The sequence below is a fragment of the Caenimonas aquaedulcis genome (assembly GCF_015831345.1).
GTDB classification, from domain to species: Bacteria; Pseudomonadota; Gammaproteobacteria; order Burkholderiales; family Burkholderiaceae_C; genus Ramlibacter; species Ramlibacter aquaedulcis.
Genome location: NZ_JADWYS010000001.1, coordinates 2,967,020 through 2,986,038, shown reverse-complemented (window position 1 = coordinate 2,986,038; position 19,019 = coordinate 2,967,020). Strand labels below are relative to the sequence as shown.

General features: G+C 66.1%; 18 protein-coding genes. 2 read left to right on the top strand and 16 right to left on the bottom strand.

The window, feature by feature from the left end; translation table 11 throughout:
- Positions 1-3: 3 nt before the first annotated feature.
- From I5803_RS14290 to I5803_RS14280, 3 genes are read right to left on the bottom strand one after another with little or no spacing between them, the layout of a single operon-like run.
- Complete coding sequence (locus I5803_RS14290; RefSeq protein ID WP_435520857.1) at positions 4-1,002, bottom strand: Bug family tripartite tricarboxylate transporter substrate binding protein; 999 nt, start codon at positions 1,000-1,002, stop codon at positions 4-6.
- 41 nt (positions 1,003-1,043) lie between these two features.
- Positions 1,044-1,799: an SDR family oxidoreductase gene (locus I5803_RS14285; RefSeq protein WP_196987010.1), complete on the bottom strand. Its 756-nt coding sequence runs from the start codon at positions 1,797-1,799 to the stop codon at positions 1,044-1,046.
- A gap of 49 nt (positions 1,800-1,848) precedes the next feature.
- Complete coding sequence (locus I5803_RS14280) at positions 1,849-3,039, bottom strand: hypothetical protein (protein WP_196987009.1); 1,191 nt, start codon at positions 3,037-3,039, stop codon at positions 1,849-1,851.
- Between the two features lie 32 nt (positions 3,040-3,071).
- On the opposite strand from I5803_RS14280, the gene mnmA reads away from it, so the two are divergent.
- A complete protein-coding gene (gene mnmA, locus I5803_RS14275; protein WP_196987008.1) occupies positions 3,072-4,202 on the top strand; it encodes a tRNA 2-thiouridine(34) synthase MnmA in 1,131 nt (376 codons plus the stop codon).
- 10 nt (positions 4,203-4,212) lie between these two features.
- Here mnmA and gnd read toward each other — a convergent pair whose 3' ends face one another.
- From gnd to I5803_RS14255, 4 genes are read right to left on the bottom strand one after another with little or no spacing between them, the layout of a single operon-like run.
- Entirely contained in the window at positions 4,213-5,622 is a 1,410-nt protein-coding gene (gene gnd, locus I5803_RS14270) for an NADP-dependent phosphogluconate dehydrogenase (protein WP_196987007.1), read from the bottom strand.
- A gap of 10 nt (positions 5,623-5,632) precedes the next feature.
- Positions 5,633-6,148: a DUF1697 domain-containing protein gene (locus tag I5803_RS14265; protein WP_196987006.1), complete on the bottom strand. Its 516-nt coding sequence runs from the start codon at positions 6,146-6,148 to the stop codon at positions 5,633-5,635.
- Positions 6,149-6,640 carry a single-stranded DNA-binding protein gene (gene ssb / locus I5803_RS14260; RefSeq protein ID WP_196987005.1) on the bottom strand — a complete coding sequence of 164 codons (492 nt, stop codon included), beginning with the start codon at positions 6,638-6,640 and terminating at the stop codon, positions 6,149-6,151. It abuts the gene before it with no gap.
- A gap of 37 nt (positions 6,641-6,677) precedes the next feature.
- Positions 6,678-7,886: an MFS transporter gene (locus I5803_RS14255; protein ID WP_196988568.1), complete on the bottom strand. Its 1,209-nt coding sequence runs from the start codon at positions 7,884-7,886 to the stop codon at positions 6,678-6,680.
- A gap of 105 nt (positions 7,887-7,991) precedes the next feature.
- Here I5803_RS14255 and uvrA point away from each other — a divergent pair, with 105 nt between their 5' ends.
- Entirely contained in the window at positions 7,992-10,940 is a 2,949-nt protein-coding gene (gene uvrA, locus I5803_RS14250) for an excinuclease ABC subunit UvrA (protein ID WP_196987004.1), read from the top strand.
- Here uvrA and I5803_RS14245 read toward each other — a convergent pair.
- The 9 genes from I5803_RS14245 to I5803_RS14200 all read right to left on the bottom strand — a co-directional run bounded on the left by I5803_RS14245 (position 10,935) and on the right by I5803_RS14200 (position 18,784).
- A complete protein-coding gene (locus tag I5803_RS14245; RefSeq protein ID WP_196987003.1) occupies positions 10,935-12,014 on the bottom strand; it encodes a hypothetical protein in 1,080 nt (359 codons plus the stop codon). The genes uvrA and I5803_RS14245 overlap by 6 nt on opposite strands.
- A gap of 28 nt (positions 12,015-12,042) precedes the next feature.
- Positions 12,043-12,627 (bottom strand): hypothetical protein, encoded by a 585-nt coding sequence (locus I5803_RS22070; protein ID WP_231402423.1) that lies wholly within the window; start codon positions 12,625-12,627, stop codon positions 12,043-12,045.
- A 165-nt stretch (positions 12,628-12,792) separates the two neighbouring features.
- On the bottom strand, positions 12,793-13,053 hold the full coding sequence (locus I5803_RS14235; RefSeq protein ID WP_196987001.1) for a hypothetical protein: 261 nt from the start codon (positions 13,051-13,053) through the stop codon (positions 12,793-12,795).
- The gene (locus I5803_RS14230; RefSeq protein ID WP_196987000.1) at positions 13,050-13,814 is read right to left on the bottom strand and encodes a beta-barrel domain-containing protein; all 765 of its coding nucleotides are present in this window, start codon (positions 13,812-13,814) and stop codon (positions 13,050-13,052) included. Before I5803_RS14230 ends, I5803_RS14235 begins: the two co-directional genes overlap by 4 nt.
- A 51-nt stretch (positions 13,815-13,865) precedes the next feature.
- Positions 13,866-14,708 (bottom strand): hypothetical protein, encoded by an 843-nt coding sequence (locus tag I5803_RS14225; RefSeq protein ID WP_196986999.1) that lies wholly within the window; start codon positions 14,706-14,708, stop codon positions 13,866-13,868.
- A gap of 186 nt (positions 14,709-14,894) precedes the next feature.
- Complete coding sequence (locus I5803_RS22335; RefSeq protein WP_354001664.1) at positions 14,895-15,713, bottom strand: cysteine peptidase family C39 domain-containing protein; 819 nt, start codon at positions 15,711-15,713, stop codon at positions 14,895-14,897.
- 83 nt (positions 15,714-15,796) lie between these two features.
- Positions 15,797-16,618, bottom strand: coding sequence for an orotidine-5'-phosphate decarboxylase (pyrF, locus tag I5803_RS14210; protein ID WP_196986998.1), 822 nt, complete (start codon positions 16,616-16,618; stop codon positions 15,797-15,799).
- A 28-nt stretch (positions 16,619-16,646) separates the two neighbouring features.
- Positions 16,647-17,165 carry a hypothetical protein gene (locus I5803_RS14205; RefSeq protein ID WP_196986997.1) on the bottom strand — a complete coding sequence of 173 codons (519 nt, stop codon included), beginning with the start codon at positions 17,163-17,165 and terminating at the stop codon, positions 16,647-16,649.
- A 38-nt stretch (positions 17,166-17,203) separates the two neighbouring features.
- On the bottom strand, positions 17,204-18,784 hold the full coding sequence (locus I5803_RS14200; RefSeq protein ID WP_196986996.1) for a YHYH protein: 1,581 nt from the start codon (positions 18,782-18,784) through the stop codon (positions 17,204-17,206).
- Positions 18,785-19,019 lie beyond the last annotated feature (235 nt).

The window sequence follows — 19,019 nt, the reverse complement described above, 5'->3', positions numbered from 1 at the left end:
CTTTCAATCCGCCTTGATCTGCGCCTTGCGCACGATCTCCTTCCAGATCTTCTGCTCCTTGCCGATAAAGGCGGCGAATTCGGACGACGGGCCGCCGCCGCCCACCGCGTTGTCCGTGGCGAAGCGCTCGGTCACCGCGCTCGACTTCAGCGCCTTGAACGACTCTTCCTGGATCTTCTTCACGACGTCCGGCGGGGTGCCGGCGGGCGCGAGGATGCCGTACCACTGCGACGTCTCGAAATCCTTGTAGCCCATCTCGGCCACCGTCGGCACGTCCGGCAGCGCCGAGATGCGCTGCAGCGTGCCCACCGCGATCGCGCGCAGCTTGCCCGCGCGGATGTGCGCGCCGAGCGCGGGCAGCCCGGCCGACGACGCCTGCGTGCGGCCGGCGAGCAGGTCCGTGAGCTGCGGCCCCGTGCCGCGATAGGGGATGTGCGTGATGAACATGCCCGTCACGAGCTTGAGGTATTCCATTGCCAGGTGGCCCGCGCTCGCATTGCCGGCGGAGCCGTAGTTGAGCTTGCCGGGGTTGGCCTTCACATACGCGACGAACTCCTTGAAGTTCTTCGCCGGCACGTCGGGATGGATGACGAAGACGTTGGGCACCTTCGCGAGCAGCGTGACGGGAACGAAGTCGCGGTTCACGTCATAGGGCTGGTCGGACAGCATGTACGGATTCACCGCGAGCGTGCCGACGTGGCCGAGGATGATGGTGTGGCCGTCCGGCGCCGCGTGCGCAGCTTCGGTCATCGCGACCACGCCCGCGCCGCCGGGCTTGTTCTCCACGTACACGGTCTGCCCGAGCTGCTTGGTCAACTCGGCGGCGACAGAGCGCGCGACGATCTCCGAGGTGCCGCCGGGTGCGAAGGGCACGAGGAAGCGCACCGACTTGGTCGGCCAGTGCGATTGCGCGCGCAGCGCGGCGGGCAGCAGGGCCGCGGTGGTCGCGGCGACCGCGCGCGCGACGAGTTCGCGGCGCCGCAATGAAAAGTGGTCGTTCAACGGGTGTACTCCTTGGATGGTCCCACTGTAAGCGCGCAACTTCAGAATTGGTATTTGCGCAAACCCCCATCGACGGGGATGACGGCGCCTGAGATGTAGCCCGCGCGCGGCGACGCGAGGAAGGCGACGAGGTCCGCGAGCTCTTCCGGCTCGCCGTAGCGGCCCACCGGGATTTCGTGCTCCGACTGCCACTGGCGGTACTCGGGCGTGTAGTTGCGGAAGATCTGCTCCGAGTGGATACGACCGGGCGGAATGCAGTTCACCGTGATGCCGTGCTTGCCCACCATGCGCGACAGGCCCTTGGCCCAGCTGTGCATGCCGGCCTTCGCGCAGAACGCCCCGTTGATGTGCTCGGGCTCGCTCTTGCCGGTGATGTTGATGATGCGGCCCCAGCCGCTGGCGATCATCTGGTCGATGAGCGCATCGGCGAGCTGGCGCGGCCGGTGGAAGTTGAGCGTGATCGCCTCCTGCCATGCCTCCTCGCTCACGTGCAGTTCCTTGAAACTGCGCGAGCCGCCCGCGTTGTTCACGAGGATGTCGACGCGGCCGAGCCCGGCCATCGCCGCGGCGGCGAGCTTCGTGGACGCATCGGCCTCGTAGAGGTCGCACGCGATCGTCACCGGTTTCGCGCCGCCGGCCGCGACGATTTCGGCGGCCAGCTCTTCCAGCTTCTCCACGCGGCGTGCCGCGATGGCGACGCGCACGCCCTCGCTCGCAAGCGCCTTCGCGATCGCGCGGCCGATGCCCACGCTCGCGCCCGTCACGAGCGCCGTCCTGTCGTTCAGTCGAAGGTCCATGCCTGTCTCCTTTGATGTGTAAGCATGCTAGCCGAGTGCGCCGCGCGGCTCACTTCGCGCAGCGGTCGGTGAGCGCGCGGCCTAGCAGCGAAGGGGCGGCGAGCAGCCCGCCCAGCACATCCGGCTTTGCCGGGGCATGCAGGCAGTCGTCCCGCGCCGCGTCCTCCATGCCTTCGGCCAGCGGGTCCTTCGACTTGCCACGTCGCAACTGTTCGTTCGCCATCTCGGACAGGCTGCGCTGGCGCGGCACGCGGAAAGGACCGGGATGGGGCGGGATCGCGGGGACGACCACGGGCGCCGCAGGGACGGCCGCGGGTGCGGGTGCGGGCGCGATACGTGTGGCGCCCGGGACTCCGCCGCCGGACGCGCCCGGCGTGCCCGTGGTGCCCGTGCCGGCGCCTGGCGAAGCACCCGGGCCCGGTAGTACCGGCACGACGACGGCGGGCGCGCCACGCGCACCGGGTGGTGCGATGGCCGGGACCGGCACGTCGATGACGGGGCCTTGAAGCCGCTGCGGAGCGACGGCCGGTGGTGCGGGCGGAGCGGGTGGCGTGGGGGCAGGCGCGACAGGCGCAGGCGCAGGGGGTGCGACCGGAGCCGGCGCAGGTTCGGCAGTGACAACCGGCGCTGGCGCGGGCGCTGGTGCCGGCGCGGGAACAGGTGCCGGCGCGGGAACCGGCTCGGGGGCGGGCACCGGAACAGGGGCAGGTGCGGGCACTGGCGCCGGGACAGGCACCGGCGCGGGCGGCGGAGGCACTTCCACCGGCACGGGCGGGGCGGGAGCGGGCGGCACCGGCACGGGCGGGGGCGGGATGGGCGCAGGCGCGGGCGCTTCCACCGTCTGCGCAGGCGCGGATTCCACCACGGGAGCGGGCTCGATCACCGGCGCCGGGTCCGGCGTCCGGGGCGCGGGCTCCGGCGTCTTGCTCTGCAGCTTCTCGGGCAATTGCGTCGTGGTTTTGAGCGGCACGCTCGACTCGGGCGTGTTCGAGAATACCGAGGGGCTGTCGGCGGGGCGGGAGATCGCGGGTGGCCGCACCGTGATCGCGCGGCTGGGCGGCGGCGCCGGCGGGCTGATCGGCTGCACGTACTGGTAGACCACGTATCGGATCGCCTGCTGCACCGGCGAATACTGGAGCAGCAGCCACAGCAGCGCCACGTGGATCGCCCCGGCAGTGGCCAGCGCCGTGGGCGACATGGGCTGGCGCGGGAGCGCCGGCGAGGTGGGCCGGTAGAGCATGAGGTCAAACCTTCGCTGGGATAATCGCACAAATGAGCAGCAAGCCACGTGTCGTCGTCGGGTTGAGCGGGGGCGTGGATTCCGCGGTCACCGCGCACCTGCTCAAGGCGCAGGGCCACGAGGTCGTCGGCATCTTCATGAAGAACTGGGAGGATGACGACCGGCCCGCGGGGTCGAGCGACGACTCCCCGCAATACTGTTCGTCCAACGAAGACTTCGTCGACGCCGCCGCCGTGGCGGACGTGCTGGGCATCGAGATCGAGCACGTGAACTTCGCGGCCGACTACAAGGACCGCGTCTTCGCCGAGTTCCTGCGCGAATACCAGGCCGGCCGCACGCCCAACCCCGACGTGCTGTGCAACGCCGAGATCAAGTTCAAGGCCTTCCTCGACCACGCCATGCGCCTGGGCGCGGAGAAGATCGCCACCGGCCACTACGCGCGCGTTCGCGAACGCGACGGCCGCTTCGAACTCCTGAAGGGCCTGGACGACACCAAGGACCAGAGCTACTTCCTGCACCGGCTCACGCAGGCGCAGCTGTCGAAGTCGCTGTTCCCCGTCGGCGAGCTTCGCAAGACCGAGGTGCGGCGCATCGCCGAGGAGATCGGCCTGCCCAACGCGAAGAAGAAGGATTCCACCGGCATCTGCTTCATCGGCGAGCGGCCCTTCCGCGAGTTCCTCAACCGGTACATCAGCAAGGAGCCGGGTCCGATCAAGGACGAGCGCGGCCGCGTGATCGGCAAGCACGAGGGCCTCTCCTTCTACACGCTGGGGCAGCGGCAGGGGCTGGGCATCGGCGGCGTCAAGGAAAAGGGCGCGCAGCGCGGCGGCGGTGAACATGCGCCCTGGTTCGTCGCGCGCAAGGACATGGAGAAGAACACGCTGTGGGTCGTGCAGGGGCACGACCACCCGTGGCTGCAGTCGATCGCGCTCGACGCGGACGACGCGAGCTGGGTCGCGGGCGAGCCGCCCGCTGCCGGTGCGTACGGCTCGAAGTCGCGTTACCGCCAAGCGGATGCGCCGTGCGTGCTGGCGCCGCAAGCCAATGGCGCGTTCCACCTGGACTTTCCGCAGCCGCAGTGGGCGGTGACGCCCGGGCAATCCGCAGTGCTCTACGACGGGGAGATCTGCCTGGGCGGCGGCGTGATCAGCGCCAAGGCGTAGCCGGGGGCCGCTATTCCGCCTGCGTCCAGTGCGTGTGGAACACGCCCGCCCGGTCGACCCGCCGGTACTTGTGCGCGCCGAAATAATCCCGCTGCGCCTGCAGCAGGTTGGCGGGCAGCCGCGGTGAGCGATACGCGTCGTAGTACGCCAGCGCGCTCATGAACGCCGGCACCGCGATGCCGTGCAGGGCCGCGGCCGCGACGACTTCGCGCAAGTCCTGTTCGCAGTCGGCCATCACCTGTGCGATGTGCGGATCCACCAGCAGGTTCACAAGCTGCGCATCGCGCCCGAAGGCAGCGCGGATGTCCTGCAGCAGCTTCGCGCGGATGATGCAGCCCGCGCGCCACACAGAAGCGATGGCGCCGAACTGCAGGCCCCACTGATGCTCCTGGTCCGCGGCGCGCAGCAGCTGGAAGCCTTGCGCATAGGCGCAGATCTTCGCGGCGAGCAGCGCGCGGCGGATCTTTTCGATGAACGCTTCGCGGTCGCCCTCGAAGCGTCTGCGCGGGCCCTTCAGGATGTCCGCGGCCGCGACGCGCTCGTCCTTCACCGCGCTCACCGTGCGCGCGAACACGGCGTCCGCGATGGTCGGCGCCGTCACGCCCATGTCCAGCGCGAGCTGGCTCGCCCACTTGCCCGTGCCCTTTTGCTCGGCGGTGTCGAGGATCATGTCGACCAGGGGCTGGCCTGAGTCCTCGTCCACTCGGGCGAGGATGTCCGAGGTGATCGCGATGAGGTAGCTCTCCAGCTCCGTGCCGTTCCAGCGCGCGAAGACGCCGCTCATGTCCGCCGGCTTCATCCCCAGCAGCGAGTGCATCAGCCAGTACGACTCGCAGATGATCTGCATGTCGGCGTACTCGATGCCGTTGTGCACCATCTTCACGAAATGGCCCGCGCCGCCGGGGCCCATCCAGTCGCAGCACGGCTCGCCGTCGTCGGCCTTCGCCGCGATGGCCTGCAGCAGCGGGCGGATCACGGGCCAGGCCTGCGGATGCCCGCCCGGCATCAGCGCGGGGCCGCGCAGCGCGCCCTCTTCGCCGCCGCTCACGCCCGCGCCGACGTACAGGATGCCCGTGTCTTCCAGCGCGAGCGCGCGGCGCTGCGTGTCGGAGAAGAGCGTGTTGCCGCCGTCGATGACGACGTCGCCGGCCTGCAGCAGCGGCGCGAGGCCCGCGATCACCGCATCGACCGCCGCGCCTGCGGGCACCATTATCAGCACGCGCCGCGGCGTGCGCAGTCCGGCGACCAGTTCCTCGAGCGAGCGAGCGGCGCGCGCTTTGCTCGCTCGCGCGGTGAAGCTCTCACGCTTGGACGGCTCCTGGTCGAAACCGGCGACGGCGAAACCGTTGCGCTCGAAATTGAGCGCGAGGTTCTCGCCCATCACCCCCAGGCCCACGATGCCGATGTCGAACTGCTGCATGCCGGCGATCTTAAGCCTGCACGCATTTGCGCACGGTGTCCCAGGTGCGCGTGGTGACGTTCTTGCCGAAGGTCTTTTCGATCAGCGTCATGAACACCGGGTTGCCGGGCTGCGGCTCGTACGCCGTGAAGATCTCGCGCCGGTCCATCGCGAGGATGCGGGCTTGCTCCAGCGTGACCGGCAGCTTCGGCTTCGCCCCGTGCGGTTCGCGCACGAAGGTGACCACACGCTTGGCGACGGCCGGGAGCTTGAATGCGGCGAACGGGTCGGCATCGAGGATCTTCTGCAGGTCATCGACGCTGCGCACGATCGTGTAGAAGACCTTGCCCAGGTCCTTCTCCATCGCTTTCTCGATCTTCTTTTCCAGCGCGGCGTCGGTGGCCGCGCGGCTGTTGAACACGACGTTGCCGCTCGCGAGCACGGTTTTCACGTTCGTGAAGCCGGCGCCTTCGAAGCAGGCCTTCAGTTCAGGCATCTTCGCGTTGAGCGGGCTGACGCCGCGAAGGAAGGCGACGTAGCGGGGCACTTAGAACGGAATATCGTCGTCCATGTCGTCGAAGCCCGTCGAAGGCTTCGACGGTGCCGGGCGCGCGGCCGACGGCGCGGGACGCGGTGCGGACGCGGGCGGGCGGCGCTGGCCGCCGCCTTCATCGTCGCCGCCGCCCTGCGGGGCGCCCATGCCTTCACGGCCACCCAGCAGCTGCATTTCGGTCGCGACGATGTCGGTCGCGTTCTGCTCGACGCCGTCCTTGTTCGTGTACTTGCGGTAGGTCAGGCGGCCTTCCACGTAGATGGGCCGGCCCTTCTTCACGTATTCGCCGACGATTTCCGCGAGGCGGTCGAAGAAGGTGACGCGGTGCCACTGCGTTTCCTCGACCATTTCGCCGCTGGTCTTGTCCTTGCGCTTGCTGGTGGTGGCGATGCTCACGTTGGCCACGGCCTGGCCGGAGGGGAGGTAGCGGACCTCGGGGTCGCGGCCGCAGTTGCCGATGAGGATGACTTTGTTGACGGATGCCATGGGGATTCTCCAGATTTGGGTTAATTATGTCGCTTGCCTAAGTGGCCTGCGCTTCGTCCGCCAAGACCTCTTCGGCCGAGCTTCGCGCACCGGGCGCCCGCATCGGCCACGCCACCGCCAGCCAGGCCAGCATCAGCGCGCCGCACGCGGCAAACAACCCTTGCGCTCCAACGCCCTTGGACAGCCAGCCGCCGACCGCGCCGCCGGCAAAAAATCCCAGGGATTGCAGTGTGTTGTACACACCGAGCGCAGCCCCGCGCGCATGCGGCGGCGCGATACGCGAGGCCATGCTGGGCTGGCTCGCCTCGAGGACGTTGAATCCGCAAAAGAAGACGAAGAGCAGCGCGGCCAGCGCGGGAACGCTGGGGGATTCCGCGATCCACCACAAGCCCGCCTGCACCAGCGCGACCAGCGCGACAGCGCCCAGGAACGCCGCGCGCAGGTAGCCACGCCGCTCGAGCGGAAACAGGGTCATGCCCATCACCACGAAGGAAGCGAGCACCGCCGGCAGGTAGACGTGCCAGTGCGCTTCCTTTGGCAATCCCGCCTGCACGAGCAGCGCCGGAATCGCCACCCACATCGCCAGCTGCACGGCATGCAGCACGAACACGCCGACGTCCAGCCGCAGCAGCCCGGGGTGCGCCAGCACCTCCGACAACTTCCCGCGCGGCACGTTCTTGTGCAGCAGCGGCTCCGGCGGCGTCCACCAGAAGACGACGGCGATGCACGAAAGAGCCAGCACCCCCGTGACGGCGAACAGGCCGCCGAGACCGATGTGGGCCGCGAGCAGCGGCGCCGCGACGAGCGACAGCGCGAACATGAGCCCGATGCTCGCGCCGACCAGCGCCATCGCCTTGGTGCGCACCTCGTCCCGGGTCTGGTCCGCCAGCAGCGCCGTGACGGCGGCCGACACGGCGCCCGCGCCCTGCAGCGACCGGCCGGCGATGAGCCAGCCCAGTGTGGGCGCCAGCGCGGCGAGGAAGCTGCCCAGGGCGAAGATCGCCAGCCCCAGCGCAATGACCCGCTTGCGGCCGAAGCGGTCGGATGCCAGGCCGAACGGGATCTGCAGGATGCCCTGCGTCAGGCCGTAGATGCCCATGGCGAGCCCGACCCGCGCGGGATCGTCGCCGCCCGGGTACCGGGCCGCCTCCAGCGCGAAGACCGGAAGCACAAGGAAGAGGCCCAGCATCCGCGCAGCGAAGATGGTCGCGAGCGAGCCGCTGGCGCGGCGCTCGCCGGGGGTCATGCGGGTGGGGTCGAGGCTGGAAGGGGTTGGGGACACGGGGGACATGGGGGAGGCGGCGGACGGGGTGATTGTCGTTGAGCGCCCGGCCGGGGCCGGCCGCGCGTAATGACAGGAAACGGGCCGGCGGGCTATCATCGTGGGTTGCCCCGGGCGCACCCGATTTTGAACTCATCCACCGACGGAAAGTACCTCGGCCAGTCGCTGGCCCAGCAGCGGATCGCGATCCGAGGCGCGCGCACGCACAACCTCAAGAACTTCGACCTCGACATCCCGCGCAACCAGCTCGTGGTGATCACCGGCCTGTCGGGCTCGGGCAAGTCCTCCCTGGCCTTCGATACGCTGTACGCGGAAGGCCAGCGCCGCTACGTGGAAAGCCTGTCGGCGTATGCGCGGCAGTTCCTGCAGCTCATGGACAAGCCCGACGTCGACGTGATCGAGGGCCTGTCCCCCGCGATTTCCATCGAGCAGAAGGCGACCTCGCACAACCCGCGCTCGACCGTCGGCACGGTGACGGAAATCCACGACTACCTGCGCCTGCTCTTCGCGCGCGCCGGCACGCCGTACTGCCCGATCCACGATATCCCGCTCACCTCGCAGACGGTGTCGCAGATGGTGGATGCGGTGCTCGCGCTGCCGCCCGAGTCCCGCCTCATGATCCTCGCGCCCGTCGCGCGCGACCGCAAGGGCGAGTTCCAGGACGTCTTCACCGACATGCAGGCGCAGGGCTACGTGCGCTTCCGCGTGGATGGGCAGGCCTACGAATTCGACGAGCTGCCCAAGCTCAAGAAGGCCGAGAAGCACGACATCGACGTCGTCATCGACCGCCTGAAGGTGCGCCCCGACGTGCAGCAGCGCCTCGCGGAGAGCTTCGAGGCCGCGCTGCGCCTGGCCGACGGCCGCGCGCTCGCGATGGAGATGGACACGGGCGAGGAGCATCTCTTCAACGCGAAATTCGCGTGCCCCATCTGCAACTACTCGATCAGCGAGCTCGAGCCGCGCCTCTTCTCGTTCAATTCGCCGGTGGGCGCCTGCCCGACCTGCGATGGCCTCGGGCACATGGAATTCTTCGACCCGGCGCGCGTGGTCGCGTTCCCGACGCTGTCGCTCGCGAGCGGCGCGATCAAGGGCTGGGACCGGCGCAACGGCTACTACTTCGCGCTGCTGGAAAGCCTCGCGAAGCACTACAAGATCGACCTCGACGTGCCCTTCGAGCAGCTCGACGAGAAGGTGCGGCACGCGATCCTCCATGGTTCCGGCGAGGAGGAGATCCGCTTCAGCTACACGCTGGATTCGGGCGCTTCGGCCGGGCGCAAGGTCACGAAGAAACACGCGTTCGAAGGAATTCTTCCGAACATGGAACGGCGCTTCCGCGAGACGGATTCCGTCGCGGTGCGCGAGGAGCTCGCGCGCTTTCGCAGCATGCAGCCGTGCCCGGATTGCCACGGCACGCGGCTGCGCAGCGAGGCGCGGCACGTGAAACTCGGCGACGACGCGCAGGCCAAGGCGATCTTCGAGATCGGCCACATGACGCTGCGCGAAAGCCATGCGTACTTCACCACCTTGAAGCTCAAGGGCTCCAAGGCGGAGATCGCGGACAAGGTGACGCGCGAGATCGGCGCGCGCCTGAAATTCCTCAACGACGTCGGGCTGAACTACCTCAGCCTGGATCGCAGCGCGGAAACGCTGTCGGGCGGCGAATCGCAACGCATCCGCCTCGCGTCGCAGATCGGCTCGGGCCTCACCGGCGTGATGTACGTGCTCGACGAGCCGAGCATCGGCCTGCACCAGCGCGACAACGACCGCCTGATCGACACGCTCAAGCACCTGCGCGACATCGGCAACAGCGTGCTGGTGGTGGAGCACGACGAGGACATGATCCGCGCGGCCGACCACGTGATCGACATGGGCCTGGGCGCGGGCATCCACGGCGGCCGCGTGATCGCGCAGGGAACGCCCGCGGAGGTTGAAGCCAGCACCGAGTCGCTCACGGGCCGCTACATGTCCGGCGCGCTGAAGATCCCGGTGCCGAAGAAGCGCCACAAGCTCGGCGAACAGGCGGACCCGCAGGTGTTGCGCATCGCCGGCGCGCGCGGCAACAACCTGAAGAACGTGACGGTCGAATTTCCCGTAGGGCTGCTCACCTGCGTGACGGGCGTGTCCGGCTCGGGCAAGTCCACGCTGGTGAACGACACGCTCTACACGGCGGTCGCGCGCGAGCTGTACCGGGCGCATGACGAGCCGGCGGCGCACGACGAGATCGAGGGCATCGAGCATTTCGACAAGGTCATCAACGTCGACCAGTCGCCCATCGGCCGCACGCCGCGCAGCAACCCCGCCACCTACACGGGCCTCTTCACGCCGATCCGCGAGCTGATGGCCGAGGTTCCGATGGCCAAGGAGCGCGGCTACGGGCCGGGCCGCTTCTCCTTCAACGTCGCCGGTGGACGCTGCGAGGCCTGCCAGGGCGACGGCATGGTGAAGGTGGAGATGCACTTCCTGCCCGACGTGTACGTGCCGTGCGACGTGTGCAAGGGCGCGCGCTACAACCGCGAGACGCTGGAGGTGCAGTGGAAGGGCCGCAACATCGCGCAGATCCTCGGCATGACGGTCGAGGACGCGCATGACTTCCTGAAGCCCGTCCCCGCGATCGCGCGCAAGCTGCAGACGCTGCTGGACGTGGGCCTGTCGTACATCAAGCTCGGCCAGGCCGCGACCACGCTGTCGGGCGGCGAGGCGCAGCGCGTGAAGCTCGCGCTGGAACTCTCCAAACGGGACACCGGCCGCACGCTGTACATCCTGGACGAGCCGACCACCGGCCTGCACTTCGCGGACATCGACCTGCTGCTCAAGGTGCTCCACCAGCTGCGCGACGCGGGCAACACCATCGTCGTGATCGAGCACAACCTGGACGTGATCAAGACGGCCGACTGGCTGATCGACATGGGGCCGGAAGGCGGCGCGGGCGGCGGCGAGGTGGTAGGCGTGGGCACGCCGGAAGAGATCGCGGCCAATCCTGCGAGCCACACCGGCAGGTACCTCAAGCGCCTGCTATAGGAACCGGCCGCGCTGCGCCTCGGGCACGCCGAGCCGATCCAGGTGGGCCGTCATCCATGCGCGCACCGGCTCCGGCATCCTCGCGAGGGCCGCAGCGAACTGGTTCAGCGCCTCGGCGCGCCATTCCACCGGTTGGTCGATGAAGGCGGTCTCGAGCGAGCCGTCGTGGAACTGCGGCCCCAGCGTGTCGCGCAGCCACTCGTTCTCGGCGCGGAGCATCGGCATGAGCGGCGCGGCCTCGGCGGGACGCAGGGTGAACTTGCGGCCGGGCAAGCCGTAGAGCATGGCGATCGTGCGGGCGCCGTCGAATCGCTCTGCATTCTTTTCACCCGAAAGATGAAACAGCCCGAACCGTTCGTTCAGCAAGGAAAGCGCGCGCGTGGCGGCGTCGCTGCGGCCTTCATTGGCGCGCACGAAGCGAAACCGCGGACCGGGCTGGAAGCCGATCGTCTCCAGGAAGAAGCCCACCGGCCCATGGGCATGCCGCACCGCCGACTCGTGGCTGTGAAATTCTGTCTGCGGAAATGCGGCCCGGAGGGCTTCGACGCGCGGCCGCACCACGCCCCCGGCATGCCGCAGGAATTCATCGATCACGCCCGCAATGGGAAGCCGGATACCGGCCGTGACGCGCTGCGACACGATGGAGTTGAGCCAGCTCGACAGGTGCCGCACATGGCAGATCACCCGCACCGTCCAGCCCTGGCCGGCGAGCCAGTCGTGGAGTTGCGCGAGTTCTTCCGGCTGCAGCACGGAGACGCCCTCGGCCACGAGGACGGCGCGCGGCGCGTCCCGCAACGCCATGGCGACCTTGTTTCGCAGCGTCTGCCGCTCCAGTCCCGTGTCGACGGGTTCGCTCCACACGAACTGGTTGCCCAAGCCGACGAGGTGCGGGGCCTGTTTGAACATGAGGTTGACGAGCCGCGTGTGGTTGGCGATCTCCTCTCCCTCGTCGTTGAAGACGGGATACCAGTAGCCCGCGCGGCGCAGCGCGCCACCGTGCTGGCGCGCTGTTTCCTGGATGGAGGTGGTGCCGGTCTTGTGAAGGCCGGCGAAGAGGATGAGTTCCCGGGTCATGGTTCCGCTTGGAGTTGTCGTTGTGAGATCATTTTTCCTCTGATCGGCTGGCTGCTTGCTTGCGAAACGCCAAGGTGTGAATGGTGCTATTCGCGACACGATATTCGGATCGAAACACCAGATGCCCCGAGTCATTCGGAGTAACCCAGTCGGCGGTGGCGATGACTCTTATGCTGTTGCGGACCTCGGAGATCCGAATCTCCCGCCAGGCTTGCTGGAAGGATGCGCCGTCGGGCGTTCGGTAGCAGACCTTGCTTAAGGTGTTGATGGAAGCGGAAGGACCAATGAGCTGCCCGGTGTGTCCATTCATCGAGGGGATTCCGCGTGCAAACCATCGCTGGACAGTCAAGAGATGTTCCGCCGAACACTGGTCCCCAAGCCCCAATTCCGAAGTCAACGCACAGCGATTGGCCGTGGAGCACCCGCCCCCACTTTGCAGCGAATACATGGCCAGTATGGCTCGGGACGCCTCCGATAAGCCTTCCAGGCTCACACGAGGGCGCCCCAACGAATCGACAGCAAATGCCACGGTGCCATCGGCCGCAAATGCTGGAAGAGTTGCGCAGAACAAGACAGCGAGGAGAAGGCGATGCATATCTTTCTTCGTAGTCATCGCCTGCTACTTCCGCGGCGGGCATCCGTTGCAGCTTGCGTCAGCGTGCGCCCTCAAGTCCCTCAGGCGCTTTTCCGCAAGGTCGATACGACAAGCGAGCAGCGCGTATTGATACGCGCCCTTTCCCTTTTCCAGTCCCGAGGTCTGGAACTTGCATTCGCGATCTCAAAAAGTGCTCCACGCGACCTGGGATTGGGACAAAGATGCCGGATGGGCCAAGACACCCATCAGGTTGTGCAGCTCCTGCGTCATTCTTTTCTCCACTTTTCCCGCCTCTCGACTCAAGCAGAGATTCATCTCCAGTTGGCCCCCGTCCGCGCAAGTGCTCTTATGCACGCTCGCGTAGTCCCAGTTGTCCTGGGCTTGCACGCACAGCGCGGCCATCGAAAGAAAGAGCGTCGTACCGATTGAAGAAAATTGGCTCATCTTTCCCTCAACCCTTTATTCCCCGTCCTCTGAATCGGACTGAACAGAAACTCAATCACTCGTCTCTCCCCGGTCTTGATCTCCGCCGTCAAATTCATCCCCGGCTGCAGCCTTATTGACTTCCCATCCACGTCAATCTGAGTCGCCTTCAGCGCCAAGGTAGCCTGGAACAACGCCCCACGCTTCTCGTCATTCACCGCATCCGCGCTGACCCGGCTCACCGTCGCGCCCACCGTTCCATATCGCGTAAACGGAAACGTCTCCAGCTTGATCTCCGCTTCCTGCCCCGCGTTGACGAATCCGACGTCCTTGTTCTCCATCGTCACTTCCAATCCAACGCCCAAAGCACTGGCTAAGCTGGGTATTGCATGCTCGAGGACATCTCCTTCCGCGAATCCTTGGAAATCGTTAAGCACCGAAGAATGCGCGACCTGATTCGATGACCTCTCAAACATAGAGGGTATGGTTGCAGAACTCAAGCTCGCATCTAACTGCATGGCTTGATTGTCTCGTGCGTCGTCATCGACAAACTCGGTACTACTGAACGAGATAACCTGCTCGGGGGTTGTAATGTTTCGAAATGCAGTTCCGCTAAATCCGGTCGCGGTATTCTCCTGATGCGCAACGACCACCCACTCACTTGCCACTTGCTCCGCGATCTGCAATGGAGTCAGGCTAGCACGACCATTGCCCGTGGTTACCGTCGCCAATGGAATTGGCCCCTCCGTAAACCCCAGCGGACAACTCGCTTCTGCAGCCATCTGGAGATTGGCGTACTTGAGATAAGTGTCGGTGGCATTTGGTCTCTTTTCCTAAGGCGTCAGTACTTTGCGAGCGAAAATTGAGTTGTGTCCCTCGACCGGGGGGCAGGCGTTCCCATGCATTCGAGCCCACGCCCATGGTTGACGGAAGCCGTCACGGCTTCCTTGGCCCGTATCTATCAGGTACCCCACACGCGTCGCTATTACTTCTTGGCTCGGGAGGTGAACAATTGAGATTTTTCCCCCGGCTATCCACAACCGTCGATCTTCATCTGTAGAAATGTCTTCCCATTTGACACCGTAGAGAGTTGGGAGACCCGCAACTGGAGTTGGCGTTAGTTCCGGTATCGTGAGTTCACCAGCTTGCAGCGGCTGGCCCGTTGCCTTGGATATCGTGCCAAAACGTTCCTTCCGACCCTGGGGGTCGATCTCCACATAGTCGAATGCTCGTCTCTCGGGTGGACATTGAACGCCCGCACACCATTTCCAGTAGCCCGGCAAATATGACTTCAGATATTCTTTCCCGCCGCCGTCCCAACCGTAGGGATCGCTTCTCGCAAATTGATCACTACGATCAGTCTGCTCGGGCCGAATGTTAATCAGACTGACTCCTTTGACGCCTGATACCGTTCTTAGAATTTTCTCGCCGGCGGATTGGCATCTTTCTTTGAAAACCGCAGTTGCAACGGCAAGCGAGTGCTCATTACCTAAACTCCGAAGTGTGTGGGGCACCATCGGACCAATGAATACTGCGACCAGAAGCAAAATCCACATCAACCGTCGCGGCTTTTTTATTTTTAATTTCAAAATTACCACCAGCAAGAGAACGAATACGCAGAGATAGAGCAATCCTGCTCCCCGAACCAGATCCGGGCCAATTCCAATTTCTGGCACGTTGTGCTCCTCTTATTGCTATGACAAGTTTTTTTCGGTATGCCGCGCACTGACCCCGGGTGGGGCATTCGATGCATTGCGGGGGCGCCAAGTACGCGCTGAAAGGGTCCGTCGCGCTTAGTTCCAAGACATGGAAACATTTCTCGATTAATAATTTGTGCAAAACCGCTTTTATTGACCTAGCCTTCATCTCTCCCTCAATGCCTCATTCCCCGCCTTCTGAATCGGGCTCAACAAGTACTCGATCACACGCCGCTCCCCCGTCTTGATCTCCGCCGTCAAATTCCCGGCTGAAGCCGAATCAACTTTCCACCTCCATCGTCGATGCGGCTCGTGGTGTGGCTGAACACGTAACTGCGCAGGCCGGTGAGCACGCTTTCGAAGATGACGACCACGACAAGGCCGATCACCAGCACGTCCAGCGTGGTGAGGCCCTTGTGGACCAACACCTTGTCCATCACCACCTGGAAAAAACAGCGGGCTGACCAGCGCGAAGAGTTGCAGCATCAAAGAGATGAGCAGTACCTCGCCCAGCAGCTTGCGATATTTGACGAGTGCTGGGACGAACCAGGAGAAGTCGAACTTCGCGAGTTCTCCCACCAGGCTGGCCCGGCTGGTGATGAGGATCAACTCGCCTGTCCAGCGGGCGGTGAAGGCTTCCATCGACTCGATGGCGGGCCGGACGATTTCGGCGCCAGGGTCCTGGATCAGGACCCGTTGTCCGTCGCATTGGGCGAGGATCACGTAGCTGGTGGTGTTGTCGGCCTGTGTGACCTGCGCGAGGGCAGGCAGCGGAGTAAGAGGCAGGCGCTCCGCCGTGGTCGCCGATGCATTGGCCTTGAGGCCCAGGTGCTGCGCTGCGCGGAGCAGCTCGTCCCGGCCGATACGCTCGCTCGCGTGGAAGCCCAGTTGATGCGCCACGGTCGCCGAGTCGGCGGCGATTTGATGCACCCTCGCCACCGCACACAGCGCGTACATCGGCGCCAGACTGCTGCCTTCTGCCACAACACTCCCCACTTCTTTACTGAAGCGGAGTTTAGGTGCGGCTCCTGCTTTTTAGTGACAAATTGTTGTGACCAATTTAGCAATCACTTCGCGGCTTCCAGCACCCCTCTAGTGCGCAGTGCCTCGGCCCTCGCGGCCTCCGCAAAGCCGTCGCCGCTGGACGCATACAAGATCGCCCGCGACGAATTCACGACGATCGGCGCATCCTCGCGCCAGCCCGCCTTCACCGTCGCCACCGCATCGCCGCCCTGCGCGCCGACACCGGGAATCAGCAGCGGCACCGTCGGCGCCACTTCGCGCACGCGCTCGATCTCGGCGGGGTACGTCGCACCCACCACCAACCCGAGTTGCCCGTTCAAGTTCCACGGACCTTGCGCGAGGCGCGCCACGTGTTCGTACAGCAGCGGGTTGCCGACGACGGACGAGAAGCGCTGCGTCTGCAAGTCGTCACCGCCCGGGTTCGAGGTGCGGCACAGCAGGAACGCGCCCTTGCCTTCGTACTTCAGATAAGGCTCGATCGAATCGAAGCCCATGAAGGGCGAGAGCGTCACCGCGTCCGCGCCGTAGCGCTCGAAGGCTTCCTTCGCGTATTGCTGCGCGGTGGAGCCGATGTCGCCGCGCTTGGCGTCGAGGATCACGGGCACGTGCGGCGCGGCGCGGCGCATGTGCGCCATGAGCTTTTCGAGCTGGTCCTCCGCGCGATGCGAAGCGAAGTACGCGATCTGCGGCTTGAACGCGATGACGAGGTCCGCGGTGGCATCGACGATGCGCGCGCAAAAATCGTAGATCTTCGTGGAGTCGCCCTTCAGGGCGGCGGGAAAGCGGGCGGGTTCCGGGTCGAGCCCGACGCACAGCATGGAAGCGTTGCGCTGCTGCGCGCCTCGCAGCATCTCGATGAAAGTCATGAGCCCGTATTGTATCGACGGGCCGGTGCTAACGCGGGCATCGGCCCGAAGGCGGGCGCGACGCCGAAGGCGGCTCCCGGAAGAACTGCTGCCGCGCGCACTGGGCCGTCAGCGTCAGGACCTCGGTGCGCTTTCCATCCGTGGCACGAACCGTCAGCGTGGCGGCGTCCTTGCCCAGCCACGGCGCGCGAAAGCTGAGCGCCGTGATCGGCCCTGGCCAGCGCCAGCGCTGCATGGCGATCACGTCCGTCGCGACCGGCGGGGCGCCGGGCTCATGCAGGTGCGGGATCAGCAAATCCTCGAAGACCAGCGTGGGCGTGGCGCCCGCGTTCCGAAACTCCATCAGCTTCGCGGCTTGTGCCAGCAGGGCTTCGCGGTGCTTGTTGATTTCGTCGAGGCTCATGCGGCCGTCGCCGTCGTCGTCGAAACCCTTGAACGCGGAGACGGGAATCGAGACGATGGCGAACACCGAGTCCGCGTCCACACGCACGCCGCCCTGCCCCGCCGGCATGAGGTGCGCGCGCGCGGCGGGGAGCGCGAGGAGCATCGCGCACAGTACGAGGGCGGCGGGCACGAGGCGCCGCATCAATTGCCGACCGTCCCGTTGTACGACGGCGTGCCCTTTACGCAGCGCTGGATGTAGGGGTAGCCCTCGGTGATGTAGTAGTGATAGATGCCGTTCGGGAACTCCGGCGTCACGCCCGTGCGGCCGTTGCACTCGTCCAGGTCGCCCAGGCCCGCCACGTACTCGTAGTCCTGCGTGAAGGTGCCCATGGGAACGGAGGCTGTCGACGGGCGGCCGGCCGACGGCGTGGTCTTCAGGCGCCAGCTGGACGTCATCTTCTTCACGCCGCTCGACGAGTCGGTCGCGGTGACGTAGCCGTAACGCGCATAGATCGGGAAGCCGTCGAGCGCGAAGCCCACCAGCGTCATCGTGGAGGTGCCCTTGCCCAGCTTCGTGATGTAGTTCTCCGGCATGCCGTGGTAGTGGTAGGCGCCGTCGGGCTGCACGTGCGCGTTGCTCGAGTCGGTGCCGAAGGGAAAGTAGCTCTGGTTGAGCGCCTCGATCTTCCACACGCCCGCGTTCTGGTAACTCTCCGCCGTGGCCGGGTCGAAGGGCACGCTGTTGTTGGCGTAGCCGACCTTGTGCGCGACGGAGGTCGCGTTGGCGCCTGCCACCGGCGTGAGCGTGTTGCTGTAGTGGACGTTCACCGAGCCGATCGCCGTCGGGTTGCCCGCATTCGGGAAGGTGCCCGTCGCATGGTCGGGCACGCCGTTGCCGTTGATCGTGCGCAGCGTGCTGTCGCACGTGATCGACACGGTGGACGTGATGTGCACCGTCGGGTTGAGCACCGATGCGTTGATGGCACACGCGACGCCGGCGGTGCTCGTGGTGCCGGTGACCGTGCCGGTCTGCGTCCCCGTGCCCGTGCCGGTTCCCGTTCCGCTGCCGCCGGTGGACGCGCTCGGCGTGACGCTCACGGCACCGGAGGGGCCGCTCGTGCCGTAGGGATTGGTGGCGGTGACGGAGCAGCTGTATTGCAGGTTGTTGGTCATGTTGACGACGGTGATGGGACTCACCGTTCCGGTGCCGGTGACATGCGTCGACAGGCCTTGCGAGCAGGTCGCGTCATAGCGCGAGATCTCGCCCCCGCCCGTGGTGGGCGCGCTGAAGGCGATGCTCGCCGACGCGTTGCCCGGTGTCGCGGCGCCGATGACCGGCAGGCCCGGCGGCACGCAGGTCGCGGGGAGCACCACGCATTGATAGGCGCTCAACTCGCCGATCAGGTGGATTTCGTTGCTGAAGAGCAGCGGACTCTTCACGTAGATCTTCGGCGTCTGCTCCGATGCCGTCACGGCCAGGTAGGTCTGCGTGCCGGGGTAGTAGCGATAGGTGTAGGGGGCGTACTGCCCCGTGGGCTGGCCGGCGGGCGCGAAGAGTTGCGGATAGTTCGCTTCCGCCCAGTCCATGGCCTGCGCGGCCGTGAGCGTCGCGGCAGCCATCGGCTGCTGCGCGCGCTGCGCCATCGCCAAGGCCATCCCCTGTGCCGGCCGCGCCGATTGCGGCGGCGGCAGGTTCGCGCCCGGATCGCCCGCGCCCCCGCCGCATGAGCTCGACAGTACCGCGGCCGCCAGCAGCAGCGCGCGGCAAATGAATGCTTTCATGGAATCCCCGTCCCCAAAGTTGTACATCGATTCTCGCAAATCGACTTGGCGGGCGCTAGATACATCTCCCACTGCCGCATACGCAATCGCCCTAAGCCCGGTGTGAAACGCCCTAGGCCCCCTGCCGCCTTTCACCTAAGGCCGCGAACCCCCCGGCGCTTCTCATACAGGCATGCCTTCCTGGCGTGTTCTGTACTGACTTTCAAGGGGCCCGCGATGCTGTTCGATGCGCAAC